The 17165-nt window shown below is 50.7% G+C and carries 20 protein-coding genes; all 20 read right to left on the bottom strand.

Annotated features, from left to right (window positions below; genetic code table 11):
- Positions 1–8 precede the first annotated feature (8 nt).
- On the bottom strand, positions 9–317 hold the full coding sequence (locus tag PHF27_RS03620) for a biotin/lipoyl-containing protein (RefSeq protein ID WP_300066150.1): 309 nt from the start codon (positions 315–317) through the stop codon (positions 9–11).
- A gap of 97 nt (positions 318–414) precedes the next feature.
- Positions 415–1833: a phosphodiester glycosidase family protein gene (locus PHF27_RS03615; RefSeq protein ID WP_300066147.1), complete on the bottom strand. Its 1419-nt coding sequence runs from the start codon at positions 1831–1833 to the stop codon at positions 415–417.
- A gap of 42 nt (positions 1834–1875) precedes the next feature.
- Positions 1876–2289 carry a rod-binding protein gene (locus tag PHF27_RS03610; RefSeq protein ID WP_300066145.1) on the bottom strand — a complete coding sequence of 138 codons (414 nt, stop codon included), beginning with the start codon at positions 2287–2289 and terminating at the stop codon, positions 1876–1878.
- Between the two features lie 280 nt (positions 2290–2569).
- Complete coding sequence (locus PHF27_RS03605; protein WP_300066140.1) at positions 2570–3691, bottom strand: flagellar basal body P-ring protein FlgI; 1122 nt, start codon at positions 3689–3691, stop codon at positions 2570–2572.
- A 22-nt stretch (positions 3692–3713) separates the two neighbouring features.
- On the bottom strand, positions 3714–4298 hold the full coding sequence (locus PHF27_RS03600) for a flagellar basal body L-ring protein FlgH (protein ID WP_300066138.1): 585 nt from the start codon (positions 4296–4298) through the stop codon (positions 3714–3716).
- Positions 4299–4302: 4 nt separating this feature from the next.
- The gene (flgA, locus tag PHF27_RS03595) at positions 4303–4953 is read right to left on the bottom strand and encodes a flagellar basal body P-ring formation chaperone FlgA (RefSeq protein WP_300066135.1); all 651 of its coding nucleotides are present in this window, start codon (positions 4951–4953) and stop codon (positions 4303–4305) included.
- Between the two features lie 87 nt (positions 4954–5040).
- Positions 5041–5832: a flagellar basal-body rod protein FlgG gene (gene flgG, locus PHF27_RS03590; RefSeq protein WP_300066132.1), complete on the bottom strand. Its 792-nt coding sequence runs from the start codon at positions 5830–5832 to the stop codon at positions 5041–5043.
- A gap of 18 nt (positions 5833–5850) precedes the next feature.
- On the bottom strand, positions 5851–6633 hold the full coding sequence (gene flgF, locus PHF27_RS03585) for a flagellar basal-body rod protein FlgF (protein WP_300066128.1): 783 nt from the start codon (positions 6631–6633) through the stop codon (positions 5851–5853).
- A 113-nt stretch (positions 6634–6746) separates the two neighbouring features.
- Complete coding sequence (locus tag PHF27_RS03580; protein ID WP_300066125.1) at positions 6747–7787, bottom strand: rod shape-determining protein; 1041 nt, start codon at positions 7785–7787, stop codon at positions 6747–6749.
- A gap of 454 nt (positions 7788–8241) precedes the next feature.
- Entirely contained in the window at positions 8242–9501 is a 1260-nt protein-coding gene (gene murA / locus PHF27_RS03575; RefSeq protein ID WP_300066192.1) for a UDP-N-acetylglucosamine 1-carboxyvinyltransferase, read from the bottom strand.
- Positions 9502–9874: 373 nt separating this feature from the next.
- Positions 9875–10282, bottom strand: coding sequence for a F0F1 ATP synthase subunit epsilon (locus PHF27_RS03570; protein WP_300066122.1), 408 nt, complete (start codon positions 10280–10282; stop codon positions 9875–9877).
- Positions 10283–10286: 4 nt separating this feature from the next.
- Positions 10287–11696: a F0F1 ATP synthase subunit beta gene (gene atpD, locus PHF27_RS03565; RefSeq protein ID WP_300066120.1), complete on the bottom strand. Its 1410-nt coding sequence runs from the start codon at positions 11694–11696 to the stop codon at positions 10287–10289.
- Positions 11697–11726: 30 nt separating this feature from the next.
- A complete protein-coding gene (gene atpG / locus PHF27_RS03560) occupies positions 11727–12581 on the bottom strand; it encodes an ATP synthase F1 subunit gamma (protein WP_300066117.1) in 855 nt (284 codons plus the stop codon).
- A 7-nt stretch (positions 12582–12588) separates the two neighbouring features.
- Positions 12589–14106, bottom strand: coding sequence for a F0F1 ATP synthase subunit alpha (atpA, locus tag PHF27_RS03555; RefSeq protein WP_300066115.1), 1518 nt, complete (start codon positions 14104–14106; stop codon positions 12589–12591).
- Positions 14103–14672, bottom strand: a complete 570-nt coding sequence (locus PHF27_RS03550) for a F0F1 ATP synthase subunit delta (RefSeq protein ID WP_300066112.1) — start codon at positions 14670–14672, stop codon at positions 14103–14105. Before PHF27_RS03550 ends, atpA begins: the two co-directional genes overlap by 4 nt.
- Positions 14666–15178, bottom strand: a complete 513-nt coding sequence (atpF, locus tag PHF27_RS03545) for a F0F1 ATP synthase subunit B (RefSeq protein WP_363320037.1) — start codon at positions 15176–15178, stop codon at positions 14666–14668. Before atpF ends, PHF27_RS03550 begins: the two co-directional genes overlap by 7 nt.
- A 75-nt stretch (positions 15179–15253) precedes the next feature.
- On the bottom strand, positions 15254–15505 hold the full coding sequence (atpE, locus tag PHF27_RS03540) for a F0F1 ATP synthase subunit C (protein WP_018702872.1): 252 nt from the start codon (positions 15503–15505) through the stop codon (positions 15254–15256).
- Positions 15506–15546: 41 nt separating this feature from the next.
- Entirely contained in the window at positions 15547–16224 is a 678-nt protein-coding gene (atpB, locus tag PHF27_RS03535; RefSeq protein WP_300066104.1) for a F0F1 ATP synthase subunit A, read from the bottom strand.
- Between the two features lie 88 nt (positions 16225–16312).
- Positions 16313–16684: an ATP synthase subunit I gene (locus tag PHF27_RS03530; protein WP_300066101.1), complete on the bottom strand. Its 372-nt coding sequence runs from the start codon at positions 16682–16684 to the stop codon at positions 16313–16315.
- 3 nt (positions 16685–16687) lie between these two features.
- Positions 16688–16900 (bottom strand): AtpZ/AtpI family protein, encoded by a 213-nt coding sequence (locus PHF27_RS03525; protein ID WP_300066099.1) that lies wholly within the window; start codon positions 16898–16900, stop codon positions 16688–16690.
- Between the last annotated feature and the right edge of the window lie 265 nt (positions 16901–17165).

Raw genomic sequence — 17165 nt, 5'->3', positions numbered from 1 at the left:
CTCTTTATTTACCTGCGTTCCACTCGCACAACCACTTTGCCGGCCTGAATCGTATCGCCAGGACGCACCAATACGTCCCTGACAACTCCGTTCACAGCGGCCCGCACAGCAGGCTGCGCTCCCGCCACCGTTTCCACTCGCACCAAAACATCGCCCTCGCGAACATCTTGTCCAGCGCTGGCCAAATCCTGTCCCGATACGCGTCCCGATAGTACAGCCTTATGATCTACCAAGCCAGCGGCAAACACTGTTCCCACCGCTAATAACAGCACCAACGCCAGCACCGTCCAGCGAAGCCACTTTCTATTTTTTTTCATACTTCACGCACCTCCTTGTGCCATAAAAACCGTTTACTGTCACCTTATCTGTATTATACCTTATTTCCGCTTATCTGCAAACGTTCCTACAAAACAGTCACTTTTTAGGAAAAACGGCCAACACCGCGCCTACAGAACGTTCCCGGCCATCCGACGGGCGATTCATTACTTCATTTCCTACTACCATTTCGCTAGAGCCGCCGCCATCTAGATTCATGGCATCCTCCGCTCCCAATTCCTGCATTAATATCGCGATTTCGGTCAGCGTCATACCAATGCTTTTCTGCTGCCTGCCGTCAACGACCACCAATAGTACGTTCCCCTGTTTGGTGCGTCCAATCGCCGTACGCGGCGCCCTGCCTCCCGCTACATCATTTCCAAATTTCTCCAGTTTTGTCGTAACGTACACTTGGCCTCCTTGGACAAGCATCGGTCCTGCTCCCAACACATCATCCGCCCGATCCCATAGGGTTCCTAGGCTCTGCTTCAATTCCACCGCATCTCCTATTTTTAAGCCGTCAAAGGCCGCCCTGGCTTTGCCATGAACTGATAAAACCACTCCCTCATCAGGGATCGGCGTATTTCCCTTGTCTTTATTAATTTTTACAATCTTCCCTTTTACCAATACATATTCGGCGCCAAAATCATTGGTTCCTGTGGAATCGCCGTTAAAATGATTGTACAAAATCAAGCTGTCTTCCGTTCGCTCCTGATTAATGCCGCTAACCGCCACCAACATGCCATTTGGCAGCTTTACTGTGCCGACATAATCATCGGGCTTGCCAATACGCACCATGCCGTCATTATAAATGCCTACCGCGCTTCGTGGTATGTAAGAAAGGCTGACCATTTCCTGATTCATTTTCATCAACCCAATAATTTCTCCATCCGGTTCAAAGTAACCGCCATTCACAGCGGCCAACGCCCCGGTTCGTGCAGTCATCGAAGAAACTGTCTCTAAACCAGGAATTTGATCTTGTGATAAAACAGCCTGCAGCCTCGCTTTCTTAGGATCCATCTCCAGTGTATAAATGCTCACTGGCCCCTTAGCTGTCGCCCGCTGCCAAAACCGATAGGTTACGCCTTCGTGCAAAGTCTGCTCAAGCTTTGTATCCTTAGCCTTAAGAATATCAATAACAAGACGATCCGGCCCCTGCAAAGAAAAGACCTTCCCGACGCTGGCCGCATTCAAAGGCAGCCTTAATTCAACCTTCCCCGCCAAAGCCGTCAGTTTCAAATCTCCCACGACATCATCTTTTAAATCTACATTGCCAGGTGCGCCCGCTCCCAAACGCCCGGGGAACGAGACGACCAGCATGCCGTTAGCTTCATCTACCTTCCAATCCGCCGCCATGGGACGATCTGCATCCACTACGACTCGCAACAGATCCGCCCCGGAGCTATAGCGAACTCCGCTCACAACAGGCGCTGGCTGCGCAGCTCCGGCCCAAACCGGCGCTATCGCCAACCACAATCCCATCCATAGCATAAACAAAACTCGAGCCATCTGTTTCATTACAATCCTCCCAAACTACGAAAAAGTGGCAGCCAGCCCTCCCTAACGGGATGACTGGCTGCTTGCTTTCACACTGGCGCTATTGGTCATGCTCAATTGCCTATACATCATATCTGCTAAGCCAATGCCCCCCGCCTGGGACATATTCTTGCTCAATTCTTGGTCTAACATGGATTGCATAATCTCTTCTCCCTGAGAGTCCTCGCCAGTCAAGCCGGTTTTCGGCACGCTCGCCCTCATGGTTGTCAGCAGCATATTCAAAAACACAGATTCCATTTCCTGACATACCCGCTTCAGCTTGGCTTCGTCGCCGGACTGTCCTTTGAGTTTCGCCGCGCTTTCCGCCTGCCGCAGCTGATCGGCAAACACCGCATCCCCCGCCACAGCCGCTGTCGTCTGGGCATTGGCGCCAAGGCCCGCCTGAACGCCGCTTTGCCCTATTGGTTCTATCCGCATTTGACCAGCCTCCTAGTGACAAGTAATAGGCTTCAAAAACAAGTTACGTAACACAGAGTAACTGAGGAAACAGAGGAAAGCAGAGAATAAACGTTTCCGATTATACGAAAACACCTTATTAATCGTGCCCTCACTCTAAACAGTAGACGTCGGTTGCCATGCCATCCGTGGCGCAACCGACCCTAGCCGCATCCAGCGCCGTCGTACTCCTGTTCAAAAACCGGATTCCGCAGCCCTCATTCGTACCCTCAGATTCTCTCGTGACTCCTGTTCAATACTACTATATGATCTGAAGATCCGCGTGCAGCGCTCCAGCTGCCTTCATGGCCTGCAGGATCGAGATTACATCCCGAGGGGTCGCGCCTACGGAATTCAAAGCGTTCACCACGTCGCCCACACTAGAAGCTGCAGGCAACAGCAGCATATTGCGACTTTCTTCTTTTACATCCACATTCGTATTAGGCACCACTACCGTGCTGCCGCCGGAAAATGGCGGCGGTTGAGATACGCCAGCGCTCTTCGTAATTTTTATGCTCAAGCCGCCCTGCGCTACCGCAACTTCATCAACAGTGATATTAGAGCCCATAACAACCGTTCCCGTGCGCTCGTTAATAACTACTTTAGCTATCGCATCGGGCACAATAGGCAATTCCTCTACCGCCGCAATAAAGCTGACTAAATCCTGTTCATAGTACGCCGGTACCTGAATTTGAATGCTTCCGGCGTCTCTAGCCCGGCTAATAGCGCCAAAACGTCCGTCCAAAGCCTCTACAATTCGACTTGCTGTTGTAAAGTCAGGCTGCGCCAACGAAAGAGTCAGCGTGCCATTACCGCCCAAGTTAAAAGCTACCTCTTTTTCGACAATGGCGCCATTGGGCGTCATGCCGACAGTGGGGAAGTTTTTCTGTTGGCTGGCACCACCGCCTCCAGCCACAAAACCGCCTGTAGCAACAGGCCCCTGGGCCGCCGCATACACCTGACCGTTGGCCGCCTTCAAAGGTGTTTGCAAAAGGACTCCGCCTTGCAAGCTTTTGGCATCGCCCATCGAAGAGATGGTTGCGTCGATCGTATCGCCAGGCTTGGAAAAAGCCGGCAAGGTTGCCGTCACCATAACGGCCGCCACGTTCTTCGGTTTCATTTGCGTTGTAGAAGGCATAACGCCAAAACCCATCAACATATTCTTAATCGACTGGATGGTCTGACTGATTTTATCCGAATCGCCGGTACCAGCCAAACCCACAACCAAGCCGTACCCTACCAATTGATTATTACGCACGCCTTGGATCTTAGCAACATCCTTAATCCGCGTCGCCGCGCTGCCTCCCCAGGCTGCCTCGCTCACTGCCGGCACGAGAGAGCATAGAAAACAAAAGCAAAGCAGCAGAGCCGTTAATCGTCTCATTAAGGTTCCCCCTATATCGAACTCAAAACAGGAAATCAAATATGGAACTCAAAATACCTTGTTTCTGCTTCTGCGCAAGCGGCCCTTTGCCGTTCACGAAAATCTGCGCATCCGCCATGGCCGACGAAGCAACGGTATTAGCTGTTGTAATATCATCAGGCCGAATGGTCCCTACCAAACTGATGATCTGTTCATCATTATTTTGCTTAATCGACTGCGTTCCTTTGATGACCAAGTTGCCATTCGGCTGCACTGCCGTCACCGTCGCCGTCATGCGAGCGCTCACTGCATTGGTATTTTTCACGTTGCCGGACGAAGAAAAACTGTCTTTCATATCATAACTGTGCTCCGTAAGCCAGCCTAAGAAGCTGCCCACTCCCGCACTAGCTTCACCATTGCTTTTCTTGCCATTCGAAGTAGAGCCTGAACGCGTGGCGCTAAAATTTTCGCTAATCACAATCGTCAAAATATCCCCCACCGCTTGTGCTCTTCTATCGGCAAACATGGAGCGATCATTCCACAACGACTCCGCATGGACTGCGGGAACCAACAAAAAAGTCAGTACTAAGCCTGCGATCATCGGCATCCACTTCTTGTTCTTCAGCATTGCCTCACCTCCTGGATGCAGTTACTTCCACTGTAGCCTCGTCAATCACTTTGGCTGTCACAATTCGCTTCGACAACAAGTTTTTCACACGTATCCGCTGCCCAACACTGCCATCCTGCAGAGCCTCTCCAGCAACGCTGACAAGCATCTCTCCCTGCCTCACCTGAAGGGTTACAGCCGCCCCGCGCCGCATGATAATTGGCTGCAATAACATTGACTCCATAAGTATATCCCCGCTCCGCAAGGGCCGTTGCAACTGCATCCCTATGGCTTTAACCGGATCTACTAAAAAGCCGTCCGGCAAGCGCCCCGTTTCCAGACGCAATTTCTTCAAGTCCCCCAGCTGCAGCAAGGTTTTTCCCGGTAACATACGCGATGCCACTACAACCTCTTGATACCGCCGCACGTCCAAACGCAAAATAGCCTGCGCCACTTTTTGCGTATCCTGCATGACCACCACCCGCGCCACAGTTGGCGCATTGTAGCGCAGACCATAGAGCAAATCCACCTGCAATTTCACTTCGCCTTCAGGCACTTCCAAACGTTCCGGCAAAGAAATCACTCGTACCTGTACACGATCATCGCCCGGCTGTACATCCGCTTGGCGATACACTTCGCCCACAGCTACGTTGGCCACTTCACTCGCTTCAAGCATACGAGCTTCTACGGTTGTCCAAAAAGGCAGGAGAAATATAACTCCTGCCAAAAACCATTTTGCGAGGCGTTTCATAGCCTTGTTACCCTAACGCTTCAAGCCTGCAGCCACTTCCAGCATGGAGTCGGCAGTGGTCACGGCTTTCGAATTCATCTCATAAGCACGCTGCGCCACAATCATGTTCACCATTTCATCCACAACCTGAACATTGGACATCTCCACAAAGTTGGTAACAATCGTACCGGAATTATTGTCTCCTGGATTTCCTACTACCGGTGCACCAGAGGCAACGGTTTCCGTATAGAGATTTTTGCCGATGCTCTTCAAACCCGCATTATTGATAAAACGGGCAATGGTAATTTGACCAATTTCCTGCGGTGTTGTTTGGCCAGCCGGCGTAATTGTTACAATGCCATCGCGAGACACGCCAAAATCAGTGGAACCTTCAGGTACTTGAATGGCAGGCTCCAGCAAATATCCTTCAGAGGTCACCACATTGCCGTTGCCGTCCGGTTTAAACGCGCCATTACGGGTATACGCCAAAGTACCGTCCGGCATAGTGATTTGAAAAAAGCCATCGCCCTCGATAACCATGTCCATGGCATTGCTTGTAGATTGGAAATTCCCCTGGGAGAAATCGCGCGCCGTCGCTGTTAAGCGCACGCCATGACCGAGTTGAACGCCAGTAGGCAGCATGTTATTATTCCCGCTGCTGGTCATGCCCGGCTGACGCTCGGTTTGATACATTAGATCCTCAAACTCCGCCCGTTGACGTTTAAAGCCAGTGGTGTTCACGTTTGCCAAGTTATTGGAGATTACATCCAAATTGCTTTGTTGGGCCCGCATGCCCGTACCTGCCGTCCAAAGTGCCCTCATCATACGCGTGTTCCTCCTTCTTTACGACCGGCCAACTTCATTGACCGCTTTATCTAACAAAGAATCCTCCGCTTGTACGGCTTTGGAATCAATTTCATAAGCTCGATAGCCAGTAATCAAATTCACCATTTCCTGCACGGCATTGACGTTAGACATTTCCAAATAGCCCTGCTGCAAATTTGGCGTCGCAACCGGTTGCGGCCGGTCACCGCCGGGAGCCGCAAAAAGGTTTTGTCCTTCTTTAGTCAACCGCTTCAAATCCGCAAAGGAAACCACCTGCAACCGCCCTGCTTCTGTCGGAACACCGCCAGCTTCGATAGGATTCAACTCCACTATGCCGTCACTGGTAATATTGATACGGCTGGCACCTCCGGGGCCTTCAATGGTGATCGGCTGACCATTGGTTCCCAATACGGCCTGGCCTTCCTTCGTTACTAATTGATTGTTCGAGCCAATCTCAAAAGAGCCCGCTCGCGTGTACCGCTGCCCCTGCGGCGTCTGAACGACAAAAAAGCCGTCCCCTGCGATAGCTACATCCAGCGACCCCTGGGTGCTGCGAGTGCTGCCTTGGCTATGATCCGTCACAATCTGATCTACTGCGGCTCCAGCGCCGACAGAGCCGATTTGCGGCGTCTCCAGTCCATCGTTAATGCGCCATAAGAGCATTTTTTCAAAATCCTTATTGACGGCAATTTCTTTTTTAAAGCCTGTCGTATTGACATTAGCCAAGTTATTCGCCGTAACATCTGTACGCAGCCCTTCCGCAATCATACCGGATGCTGCCGCATAGATCCCTCGAATCATACCGTCTCTCCTTTAATCATGAAACTTTACGTCTCCATGTATATCGTGAAACTATTTTCTTTTCATCAGGGAGAATAGTGGCTTCTTCGGCAGACCATTAGTCCTGTTTTAGCTCATCGTTCCTGTAGCACGCTGTTTTTATTTAACGTCAGCAGACTCTCTTCTAAGTTTTCCAAGGACTCCAGCGCTTTCCCAGTACCCAAAGCCACGCAAGACAGCGGATCTTCCGCCAGATACGTGGGGATGCCGGTTTCTTCTTGAATCAAGCGGTCTAAGCCGTGTAAAAGGGAACCACCGCCAGTCATGACAATACCCCGATCCATAATATCCGAAGCCAACTCAGGCGGCGTATTCTCCAGCACCGACTTCACGCACTGTACGATCAACGCCACCGGCTCCGCCAGGGCTTCTCTTGTTTCCTCAGAGGTAATCCGAACCGTTTTCGGCAGGCCAGACAATAAATCCCGCCCGCGTACTTCCATAGTCTCGTTGCGGCTATTAGGAAATGCAGTACCAATCTGCACTTTCATTTCTTCGGCGGTACGCTCGCCGATCATAATCTTATATTCTTTTTTCACGAAGCTCACCAGCGACTCATCAAAACGGTCGCCGCCAATGCGCAACGATTCGCTTACAACAATACCGCCCAAGCTCAAAACCGCCACATCAGTGGTACCGCCGCCAATATCCACCACCATGGCGCCACAGGGTTCAGCAATATCAAGACCTGCTCCAAGAGCGGCCGCTAAGGGTTCTTCAATCAGATAGGTCTTTCTCGCCCCCGCCTGCATAGCCGCTTCCAATACCGCACGTTTTTCCACAGTTGTCACACCAGAAGGAATGCAAACCATAATGCGCGGTTTAAAAAAAAGGCTTTTGCCTGCTACTTTACGGATAAAATGACGCAGCATGCTCTCGGTCGTGTCATAATCGGCAATGACGCCTTCCCGCAAAGGACGGATAGCGACAATATTTCCAGGCGTACGGCCCAGCATGCGGCGCGCTTCTTCGCCGATCGCCAAAACCCGGTTGCTGTCCTTATCAATAGCTACTACGGAAGGCTCCCGCAGCACAATTCCTTTTCCTTTTACATATACCAGCACATTGGCTGTTCCCAAATCAACACCGATATCGGTAGACATTCCAAAAAACATAGATATACTCCTTTCAATAGGCACACACTAAAATAAATCTGTTCCACAAAACTTGGAAAAATCCTGCTTTCAGGATAAGAAAACCGCTATAAGAGAACGCAACTCAGAGTAACAGAGAAAAGACAGAGAAATAATATAAGGGAATGATTGAGGCTACGGTGGCCGTGACTGTATTTGAGACTTTTTTGGAGCAAGACGGTCCGCAGGACGCAAAAACAGGAGGCGACGGAGAAAAGTTCCGTATGTCTGAGCGCCAGCGAGTTCGCGGAACTGCCGTCGAATCCTATTTTTGCGAGTCGCGCGGAAATCTTGTCTCAAATACAGTTATGCCGCCGTTTATACCTATTTAGCCCCCATGATGGAATAAGAGTAACAAAGCGCCCAAAGCTTCACTAGAGACTTTTACTCTCTGCCCCCTCTGGTCACTCGGTTACTCTGTTTTTAAGCTTCTAACTCACGAAGGCACGCGGTCAATCTGCGCTCCCAGGCTGCGCAGCTTGCCTACCAAATCCTCGTAACCGCGGTCAATGTGATGGAGGTAGCCTACTTCTGTCTGTCCGTCCGCCACCAGACCCGCCAACACCAAGGCTGCGCCAGCGCGCAAATCGGTCGCTTTAACCGGGCAGCCCGTCAAGCAAGGCGTTCCTTCCACAATGGCGCTACGACCCTCAATTTTAATATTAGCGCCCATCCGCTTCAATTCGTCCACATGCATAAAACGATTTTCAAAAACCGTCTCGGTAATCATGCCGGTGCCTTCCGCCACTGTCAACAGCGCCATGAACTGCGCCTGCATATCCGTAGGAAAGCCAGGGTATGGCAACGTTTTTACATCCACAGCCTTTACACGCCCCTGACTGAAAACACGAATTCCGTTTACATCTTCCTCAATACCAACGCCGGCTTCTTTCAGTTTCGCCACAACTGGTTTCAAATGCTCTGTTAACGCGCCTTCTACATACACATCGCCACCGGTCATAGCAGCCGCTACCATATAGGTCCCCGCCTCAATACGATCCGGGATTACCGTATAGGTACACCCCTTCAAGGCCGGAACTCCTTCAATTTTGATCACATTCGTTCCAGCACCGCGAATCTTAGCGCCCATCATGTTCAAATAGTTGGCCAAGTCGATAATTTCCGGCTCATGCGCCGGATTTTCTAAAATGGTCTGCCCTTCCGCCATACACGCAGCCATTAGAATATTTTCTGTCGCACCTACACTCGGAAAATCCAAGTAAATTCTAGCACCTTTCAAACCATGAGGTGCTGTAGCTTCTACATAACCGTGTCCGATTTCCACTTGCGCCCCCAGCGCTTCAAACCCCTTTAAATGCAAATCGATCGGACGCGTGCCAATAGCGCAGCCGCCAGGCAATGAAATACGAGCTTTGCCCAAGCGAGCTAAAAGCGGTCCCATAATCAAAAAAGACGCCCGCATCTTGCGCACCAATTCATACGGCGCATCATGATTTCCTATGACCGTACTGTCTACTGCCAGCCGTCCCTCTGCATCACGATGCGCGGGAACGCCTAACCGTTCCAACACCAATGCAAAGGTCCGCACATCCTCTAAGTTTGGCACTTCTTCAATAACACTCGGCGTTTGTCCTAAAAGGGTAGCTGCAATCAAGGGCAGCACTGCATTTTTTGCTCCGCTTACCTTTACTGTGCCCCGCAAGGAATTGCCACCGCGAATGACCAGTTTCTCCATTTTTTCCTCCAGCAGGAATGCCTGCGCATTCTTTATTTTCATGGTAGTGCGTTCTATTTCTGACTATCCTATAGTTTACCATCCTCCTTTCCTACTCCGCAAGCGTTCTGGTACATCTGTTAGAAAAAAGTTGGGTTTTATAGAACAAAAGAAAGAAGATGGGAACGGTACACAGAGGAACAGAGAAAGGCCAGAGGAAGCAGAGAGAATATTGGAGCGAGGATTGAACAGGAGAACCAGAGTCGCGGGAGGGCACGCAGGAGGGTACGGAATATCAACAGGAGTAGAGTGAGTAAAGTGAGGGTTGCGAGGTTCAATTAAACGCAAAAGGACTGCAGCTGATAAAGCCGCAGTCCTTTTTGTGGATTATAGGTTATAATTTCTGCTGTACTGTACGAATGCGCATAATAGCCCGTTTCAGAGCCAATTCAGCACGCATATGATCGATATCGGCGCCGGTTTCCCGGATTCGGCAGACAGCCCGTTCTTTAGCCGCTTCCGCCCGTTCCAAATCAATTTCTTCCGGCAGTTCCGCACACTGCGCCAGAAGCGTAATACGCTCAGGCAGTACTTCGATAATACCGCCGCAAACAGCAATGGCAAACTCACCGCTCTCGCGCATCACGCGTACTGGCCAGATTTCGAGCCCGGCTAATAGCGGCGCATGGCCAGGAAGCACACCGATGTCACCGCCGGTCGTCCGAGCAATGACCATCTTTACATCTTCCTGAAAGACCAGGCGTTCGGGGCTGACCACTTCCAGGCGGATGGTTTTCGCCATGGAGTTACTCCCCTTTCATCTTCTTGGCTTTTTCCACCACTTCTTCAATGGTGCCTACCATGTAGAAAGCTCCTTCCGGCAACTCGTCATACTTGCCGCTGAGGATCTCCTTAAAGCCGCGAATCGTTTCTTTGAGAGGTACATATTTCCCCGGAGACCCAGTGAAAGTCTCTGCCACAAAGAACGGCTGGCTGAGGAAACGCTGGATTTTCCGAGCCCTGGAAACAATCAGCTTATCATCTTCCGACAATTCTTCCATCCCCAAAATGGCGATGATGTCCTGAAGCTCTTTATACCGCTGCAGAATCTCCTGCACGCCGCGGGCCACTTGGTAATGCTCCTCGCCGATAATATGAGGATCGACGATACGCGATGTCGAGTCAAGAGGATCCACTGCCGGATAAATGCCAAGCTCGGCAATTTGCCGCGACAACACCGTCGTCGCATCCAAATGAGCGAAAGTAGCCGCCGGCGCCGGGTCTGTCAAATCATCCGCAGGCACATATACAGCCTGCACGGACGTAATAGACCCTTTCTTGGTCGATGTAATACGTTCCTGCAAAGCCCCGACATCATTGGCCAACGTAGGCTGGTAACCAACGGCCGAAGGCATGCGTCCCAAAAGGGCGGATACTTCCGAACCCGCCTGGATAAAGCGGAAAATATTATCAACGAAAAGCAGCACGTTCTGGCCGCCAACATCACGGAAATACTCCGCCATAGTTAAACCGGTCAAGCCAACGCGCATACGCGCTCCCGGCGGTTCGTTCATCTGTCCGTAAACCAACGCTGTTTTTTCAATAACGCCGGACTCACGCATTTCCATCCACAAATCATTGCCCTCACGCGTCCGTTCGCCCACGCCGGCAAAAACAGAATAACCGCCATGCTCAGTAGCGATGTTGCGAATGAGTTCCATGATCAATACCGTCTTGCCCACGCCAGCGCCGCCGAACAGACCAATCTTGCCGCCGCGGGAATAAGGAGCAATCAAATCGACAACTTTAATGCCAGTTTCCAGAATCTGCGTTGAAGTTTCCTGCTCTTCAAACGATGGCGCCGGACGATGAATCGGCCAATGATCCGCTGCTTTAACCTCTTCAGGATTGTTGTCCACCGTCTCGCCCAATACATTGAAAACCCGCCCCAGCGTAGCTTCGCCTACAGGCACCAAAATCGGGCTGCCTGTGTCGGTCGCCTGCATGCCACGAGTCAGACCATCTGTAGAAGACATGGCTACGCACCGGACCAGATTATCGCCCAAATGCTGCATGACTTCTACGGTCAAGTGAATATCGACGCTACCGCTTTTGCCGTCGATATGAATCGCATTGAAAATATTCGGCAGTTGTCCCGGGGGAAATTCAATATCCACCACAGGGCCGATGACTTGAATGACATTTCCTCTATTCACGGGGTCAGTTCCCCTCCTTTTAACATCGTGCTACTTCAGCGCTTCCGCTCCGCCAACAATTTCACTGATTTCACGGGTAATCGTAGCCTGACGCACCTTGTTGTAGTTAAGTACCAGTTTATGAATGAGCTCTTCCGCATTATCTGTGGCTGAACCCATAGCCGTCATTCTGGACCCCAATTCGCTAGCAGCAGCCTGCATCAGCCCACCATAAATGACTGTTTCCAGATAACGAGGCAAAAGCACTGTCAGCACGGATTCCGCCGAAGGTTCAAAGATAAAGTCCCGCGCCGCCTCTTCCGCCGCCTGCGGCGCCTGGGCCGGCAGCAACTTCAAATGTGTCGGGTGTTGATTGATGGGCGAGCGAAAATACGTATACACCAAATATACTTCATCATAAAGTCCGGCGGTAAAATCTGCCGAAACCTCTGCTGCAATGCGTGTTGCGTGCTCATACGTAGGACGCTCGGAAAACCCGAGATATTCCCGTTCAATCTGATAGCTTCTGCGAGAAAAATATTCTTTAGCCTTGCGGCCTACGGCAATTATGGCAATCTCTTCTTTAGGCTTTCCTTCCATGGCCGCCAGCGCCTCTTTCATCAAATTGGACGAATAGGCGCCTGCCAAACCTTTATCAGCGCTAAGGATAAGATAGGCCGTCTTTTTAATTTCCCGCTTCGCCAGCAACGGATGCGTTACATCCAGGCGGCTGTTCGCTACCGTGCCAAGCACTTCTAGAATCTTTTCCGTAAAAGGCTGACTAGCGTACGCCCGTTCCTGGGCTTTGCGCAACCGCGCCGCCGCCACCATCTTCATGGCTTTGGTGATTTGTTCGATGCTCCGTACGCTTTTTATTCTGCGCCGAATGTCTTGTGTACTAGCCATACCCTACTCACCTCGCCCCAGGGTCAAACGTGTCCTTGAAATCCTTGATGGCTTTTTGCAAGGCCGCCTCGGTATCCTTGTCCAGCATTTTCTTTTCGATGATGGCTTTGCCCACTTCCGCGTAGTTCGTGCGCATGAACTTCAGGAAGTCTTCTTCAAAAGCAATCACATTTTCTACCGCGACGTCATCCACAAAACCGTTGATAACAACATAAATCGCCATAACCTGTTCTTCTACCGGCATAGGCGAGTACTGCGGCTGCTTAAGCATTTCCATCGTCCGTTGGCCGCGATCCAGAACCGCCTTGGTCGCCTTATCCAAATCCGACCCAAACTGGGCAAAGGCAGCCAGTTCACGGTATTGCGCCAAATCCAAGCGCAAACTGCCAGCCACTTGTTTCATCGCCTTGATCTGCGCCGACCCGCCTACGCGGGACACAGACAGGCCTGCGTTAATGGCCGGGCGCACACCGGAATAAAACAGTTCGCTTTCTAGGAAGATCTGTCCATCTGTAATGGAAATAACGTTTGTCGGGATATAGGCGGACAAGTCGCCTGCCAACGTCTCGATAATCGGCAGAGCCGTAATGGAACCGCCGCCCAATTCGTCCGATACTTTCGCCGCCCGCTCCAACAAGCGAGAATGCAAATAGAAAACATCTCCTGGATACGCTTCACGTCCTGGGGGACGCCGCAATAACAGCGACATAGCCCGGTAGGCTTGCGCCTGCTTGGACAAATCGTCATAGACGCACAACACATGTCCGCCTTTTTCCATAAAATATTCGCCCATGGCCACACCGGAATACGGAGCTAAGTATTGAAGAGGCGCGCTGTCTGCCGCAGCCGCTACAACCACAATCGTATACTCCATGGCGCCGTTTTCTTCCAAGGTCCGCACTACACGAGCCACCGTGGATGATTTTTGTCCTATAGCTACATAGATGCAAATAACGCCTTGGCCTTTTTGATTCAAAATGGTATCAATGGCAATCGCCGTTTTACCGGTTCCCCGATCGCCGATGATCAGCTCACGCTGGCCGCGTCCGATAGGAACCATGGAGTCAATAGCCTTGATCCCAGTCTGCAGCGGTTCTTTGACCGACTGCCTGTCGGCAATGCCAGGCGCCTTGTGTTCAACAGGTCGAAACTCCGTCGCCTGAATCTCACCTTTGCCGTCAATAGCATGACCTAAGGCGTTTACGACGCGGCCTATCATGCATTCCCCGACAGGAACTTCCATAATACGTCCGGTCCGTCGCACCGTGTCGCCTTCTTTAATGGTAGCTTCGCCGCCAAGAAGCACGGCCCCTACATTGTCTTCTTCCAGATTCAAGACCATCCCCTGCACATCATGCGGGAATTCCAGCAGTTCTCCAGCCATAGCCTGATTAAGGCCATGAATGCGGGCAATGCCGTCGCCGACTTCAATAACGGTGCCAACGTCATCTACATTCAGATCGACTTGGTACCGCTCAATCTGTTGTTTAATAATGGATGTTATTTCTTCGGGTCTCATTTTCATAACCGTTCACTCACCCCACTCTTCATCGCGTCCTGGCTTGCCAGGTTGCGCTTCAGACGTTCCAATTGTCCTTTCACGCTGCCGTCAATGCGCTTGCCGCCAATATACACCATTGCTCCGCCAATCAGCGACGCATCTTGGCGCTGACGAAGCAATACTGTTTTACCTGTCATCGCGCCCAGCCTCGCCGCTAACGCTTCTTTTTGCCGTTCTTGCAAGGGAATTGCCGTTACGACATCTGCTTCTACCATATTCTGCGCTGCATGCGCTAAAGCGCGAAATTCCGTCACTAAGGCAGGCAGCAACGCTTCCCGGCGTTTATCGATGAGCAGGCAGAGAAACTTATGCACCAGTTCACTGACTTCACCAAAAATCTGCTGCAGCGTTTCTTTTTTGACTGCTCCATCCACGCGAGGATGAAAAAGAAAGACTGAAAGTTCTTTCTGGGTTTGCACACTGTCAGCAACTGCCTCTAACTCTTGCAGAACGCGAGGCAAACATTGCTGCTCCTGTGCCAATTCATACAGTGCTTGAGCATACTTTTGAGCCAGCCTCACGTTCAGCATGGCAAACCACCTGTTTTTTCATGCTCCAGCTTCTCAATAAAATCATCTACCAACTGCGCGTGTGCCGCAGCATCCAGGTTCTGGGAAAGAATTTTCCCTGCTGCCGCCACCGAAAGAGCCACTACTTCACTGCGCAGGTCTTGCAATGCTTTTTCTCGTTCCCGAGCCAGCTCTTCTTGCGTCGCCTTAAGCAAACGAGCATGTTCTTCCTTAGCCGCTTGCAAAAGGTCTTCCTTATTCTGCTCTGCCAAGCGGTTGGCTTTTTCCACAATCTGCTGGGCCTGATTTCTGGCAGCCGCCAGCTCTTTCAAATATTCTTCTTTCAGCTTAGCTGCTTCCTGTCGCTCTTGCTCGGCCGCTTCCAAGCTGCCCGCAATGCGCTGCTCCCGTTCCGCCAACATGGACATGAGCGGCTTGTAAGCAAATTTTGTCAACAAAGCTACTAACAGCAGAAAATTGAAAATCTGAATCAGCAGCGTCGCGTTCAAATCAATCAATCCCGGCACCTCCTATCTGCAAAATGACTCCGTGCGCCGCTAAGCGGCCACAACGGTTTTGTTTTTTTGAACAACAGGCCGAGATTACTTCAAGAAGGGGTTTGCGTACAGTAAAACAATAGCAATAACCGCCGCAATGATCGGAATCGATTCGATCAAGCCTACCGAAATCAGCATATTGATCAAAATCGTGTTCTTTGCTTCCGGCTGCCGGGCAATCCCCTCTACCGCTTTCGCTGTAACCGAACCGTCACCAATACCGGCGCCTACCGCGCCTAGACCGATGGCCAAACCTGCACCAATAAATGCCCCCGCTACCATAATTGCATGTTCCATATTCAAAACTCTCCTCTCAAAATCAATTCTTGTTTCGATTTTTAATGATCATTGCTGATCGAATTAGCTAGGTATGACATGGACAACATGGTAAAAATGAACGCCTGAACCGCGCCTACGAAGACGCTGAAGGCTAACCACGCCGTCGGCACAACATACGGAGCCAGCAGACCCAAGATGATGATTAACACTTCACCGGCAAGAATATTCCCAAATAGACGGAAAGAAAGCGTAATCGGCTTCGCCAATTCCTCGATAACATTGATAATCACAAAAGGAATATACGGTTCGAAGAAATGCTTAAAATAGCCTAGGCCCCGATTCATCACACCGAGGACATGTACTAGAGCAATGATCATCAATGCCAACCCCAAGGTGGTATTGAGATCACTCGTAGGCGAAGTAAACCCCGGAATCAACCCCAGCCAGTTTGACACCAAAATAAAAAGAAAAAGTGAAATCAGCAAAGGAGCCAACTTTTTCCCTCTTGGGCCCATATTGGCTTCAATCTGTTCTAGAAGCGCTGTAATAACCAACTCCAACACATTCTGCCAGCCTCTTGGCACCAGTGCCAGACTGCGCGTCGCCGCAACTGCCAAAAGCAACACTAGGCCCATGGTCAGCCAAGTCATATACAGCGTATCAATATTCACGGTCATCCCCAAGAAACTTCCCAGTTGATGCACGCCAATCTCATGGGCGCCGCCGCCATGTTCCATTGTATTCCCTCCTTTCTTTTGCGCCACTCCGGCGCAGCGTTACAAACACCTCAATTGTTTTCGAATACTCTCCCCTGGGCACAGGCATCTACAAACCCCGTTTCACCGCAAAGAACACAAAAAAAAGAAACAGCACTCCCTGCAAGGAAAACAGCCCCACGACGGAAGCCCAAAAAGAAACGCCCTGCACCTTTAGCGAAAGCAGCAATAATAACACTAAAAAAATCAAACGGACCAGCCAGCCGACACGCATGGAGCGCACCGCCTGCGCCACCGGCAAATCTACTGCTTTTTGCACCCGGCGGCACAACAACAAATAGTACACCAGACTTCCAAGCCAGCCCAGTAAAAATCCCCTGGCCCAATCTTCCGCGCCAGCAGCCCAAGTTAACGCCGTAAAGCACGTTCCCCAGACAAACAGACCGGTCAAGGTGCGTCGAATGGAAAAAAACGTCTCCATGCCTCACTCCTGTCTGTTGACAATCTTACGGTAAATAGACCACATGCCGGCTAAAAAGCCCAGAACAATACCAAACACAGTCCCCCACGGCGCTGTGTCCAACCAGCTGTCCCACAGCCTGCCGCCAAGAACGCCAACAGCTACACAAGCAGCCATTTGCAGCCCTAGCGAACTTGCATAGGACAAAAATTGCCACCATTCTTCTTTCCCGGCCATGCAGAATCCCTCCTACCGCATAAGTAAAGTAATTCTCCAAAACCCCACGAACTCCTGCTATTCTCCTTGTATTCTTATGACAATTAGCTGTGGCTTTTAGCTAAATTACTTCAAAAATATTAAAATTAAGAAAAGCCAATAAAAAAGGTTCTATAATAAATGTTGGGGTAAGCACGCAAGAGCATGTTTACCTCAACATTTTTTTGCACAAAAAAATGAGCATAAAGTAAATAACTCACATACAATTAAAGTTGCTACACACCAA

Origin of the sequence: Anaeromusa sp., assembly GCF_028691475.1 — a bacterium.
GTDB lineage: Bacteria > Bacillota > Negativicutes > Anaeromusales > Anaeromusaceae > Anaeromusa.
The sequence above is the reverse complement of the archived record's forward strand: the minus strand, read 5'-3'. Positions and strand labels throughout refer to the sequence as shown.

Excerpts from the sequence above, each read along its gene's own strand:
- atpE (WP_018702872.1), bottom strand. The coding sequence starts at position 15,505 with ATGGAACATGCAATTATGGTAGCGGGGGCATTTATTGGTGCAGGTTTG.
- PHF27_RS03530 (WP_300066101.1), bottom strand. The coding sequence starts at position 16,684 with ATGGAGACGTTTTTTTCCATTCGACGCACCTTGACCGGTCTGTTTGTC.
- flgF (WP_300066128.1), bottom strand. The coding sequence starts at position 6,633 with ATGATTCGAGGGATCTATGCGGCAGCATCCGGTATGATTGCGGAAGGG.
- PHF27_RS03550 (WP_300066112.1), bottom strand. The coding sequence starts at position 14,672 with ATGCTGAACGTGAGGCTGGCTCAAAAGTATGCTCAAGCACTGTATGAA.
- PHF27_RS03610 (WP_300066145.1), bottom strand. The coding sequence starts at position 2,289 with ATGCGGATAGAACCAATAGGGCAAAGCGGCGTTCAGGCGGGCCTTGGC.
- PHF27_RS03620 (WP_300066150.1), bottom strand. The coding sequence starts at position 317 with ATGAAAAAAAATAGAAAGTGGCTTCGCTGGACGGTGCTGGCGTTGGTG.
- flgG (WP_300066132.1), bottom strand. The coding sequence starts at position 5,832 with ATGATGAGGGCACTTTGGACGGCAGGTACGGGCATGCGGGCCCAACAA.
- atpB (WP_300066104.1), bottom strand. The coding sequence starts at position 16,224 with ATGGAACATGGCGGCGGCGCCCATGAGATTGGCGTGCATCAACTGGGA.
- PHF27_RS03615 (WP_300066147.1), bottom strand. The coding sequence starts at position 1,833 with ATGAAACAGATGGCTCGAGTTTTGTTTATGCTATGGATGGGATTGTGG.
- atpA (WP_300066115.1), bottom strand. The coding sequence starts at position 14,106 with ATGAAAATGAGACCCGAAGAAATAACATCCATTATTAAACAACAGATT.
- PHF27_RS03525 (WP_300066099.1), bottom strand. The coding sequence starts at position 16,900 with ATGGCCGGGAAAGAAGAATGGTGGCAATTTTTGTCCTATGCAAGTTCG.
- PHF27_RS03580 (WP_300066125.1), bottom strand. The coding sequence starts at position 7,787 with ATGTTTTTTGGAATGTCTACCGATATCGGTGTTGATTTGGGAACAGCC.
- flgA (WP_300066135.1), bottom strand. The coding sequence starts at position 4,953 with ATGCTTGAAGCGAGTGAAGTGGCCAACGTAGCTGTGGGCGAAGTGTAT.
- murA (WP_300066192.1), bottom strand. The coding sequence starts at position 9,501 with ATGGAGAAACTGGTCATTCGCGGTGGCAATTCCTTGCGGGGCACAGTA.
- PHF27_RS03570 (WP_300066122.1), bottom strand. The coding sequence starts at position 10,282 with ATGGCGAAAACCATCCGCCTGGAAGTGGTCAGCCCCGAACGCCTGGTC.
- PHF27_RS03600 (WP_300066138.1), bottom strand. The coding sequence starts at position 4,298 with ATGCTGAAGAACAAGAAGTGGATGCCGATGATCGCAGGCTTAGTACTG.
- PHF27_RS03605 (WP_300066140.1), bottom strand. The coding sequence starts at position 3,691 with ATGAGACGATTAACGGCTCTGCTGCTTTGCTTTTGTTTTCTATGCTCT.
- atpG (WP_300066117.1), bottom strand. The coding sequence starts at position 12,581 with ATGGCTAGTACACAAGACATTCGGCGCAGAATAAAAAGCGTACGGAGC.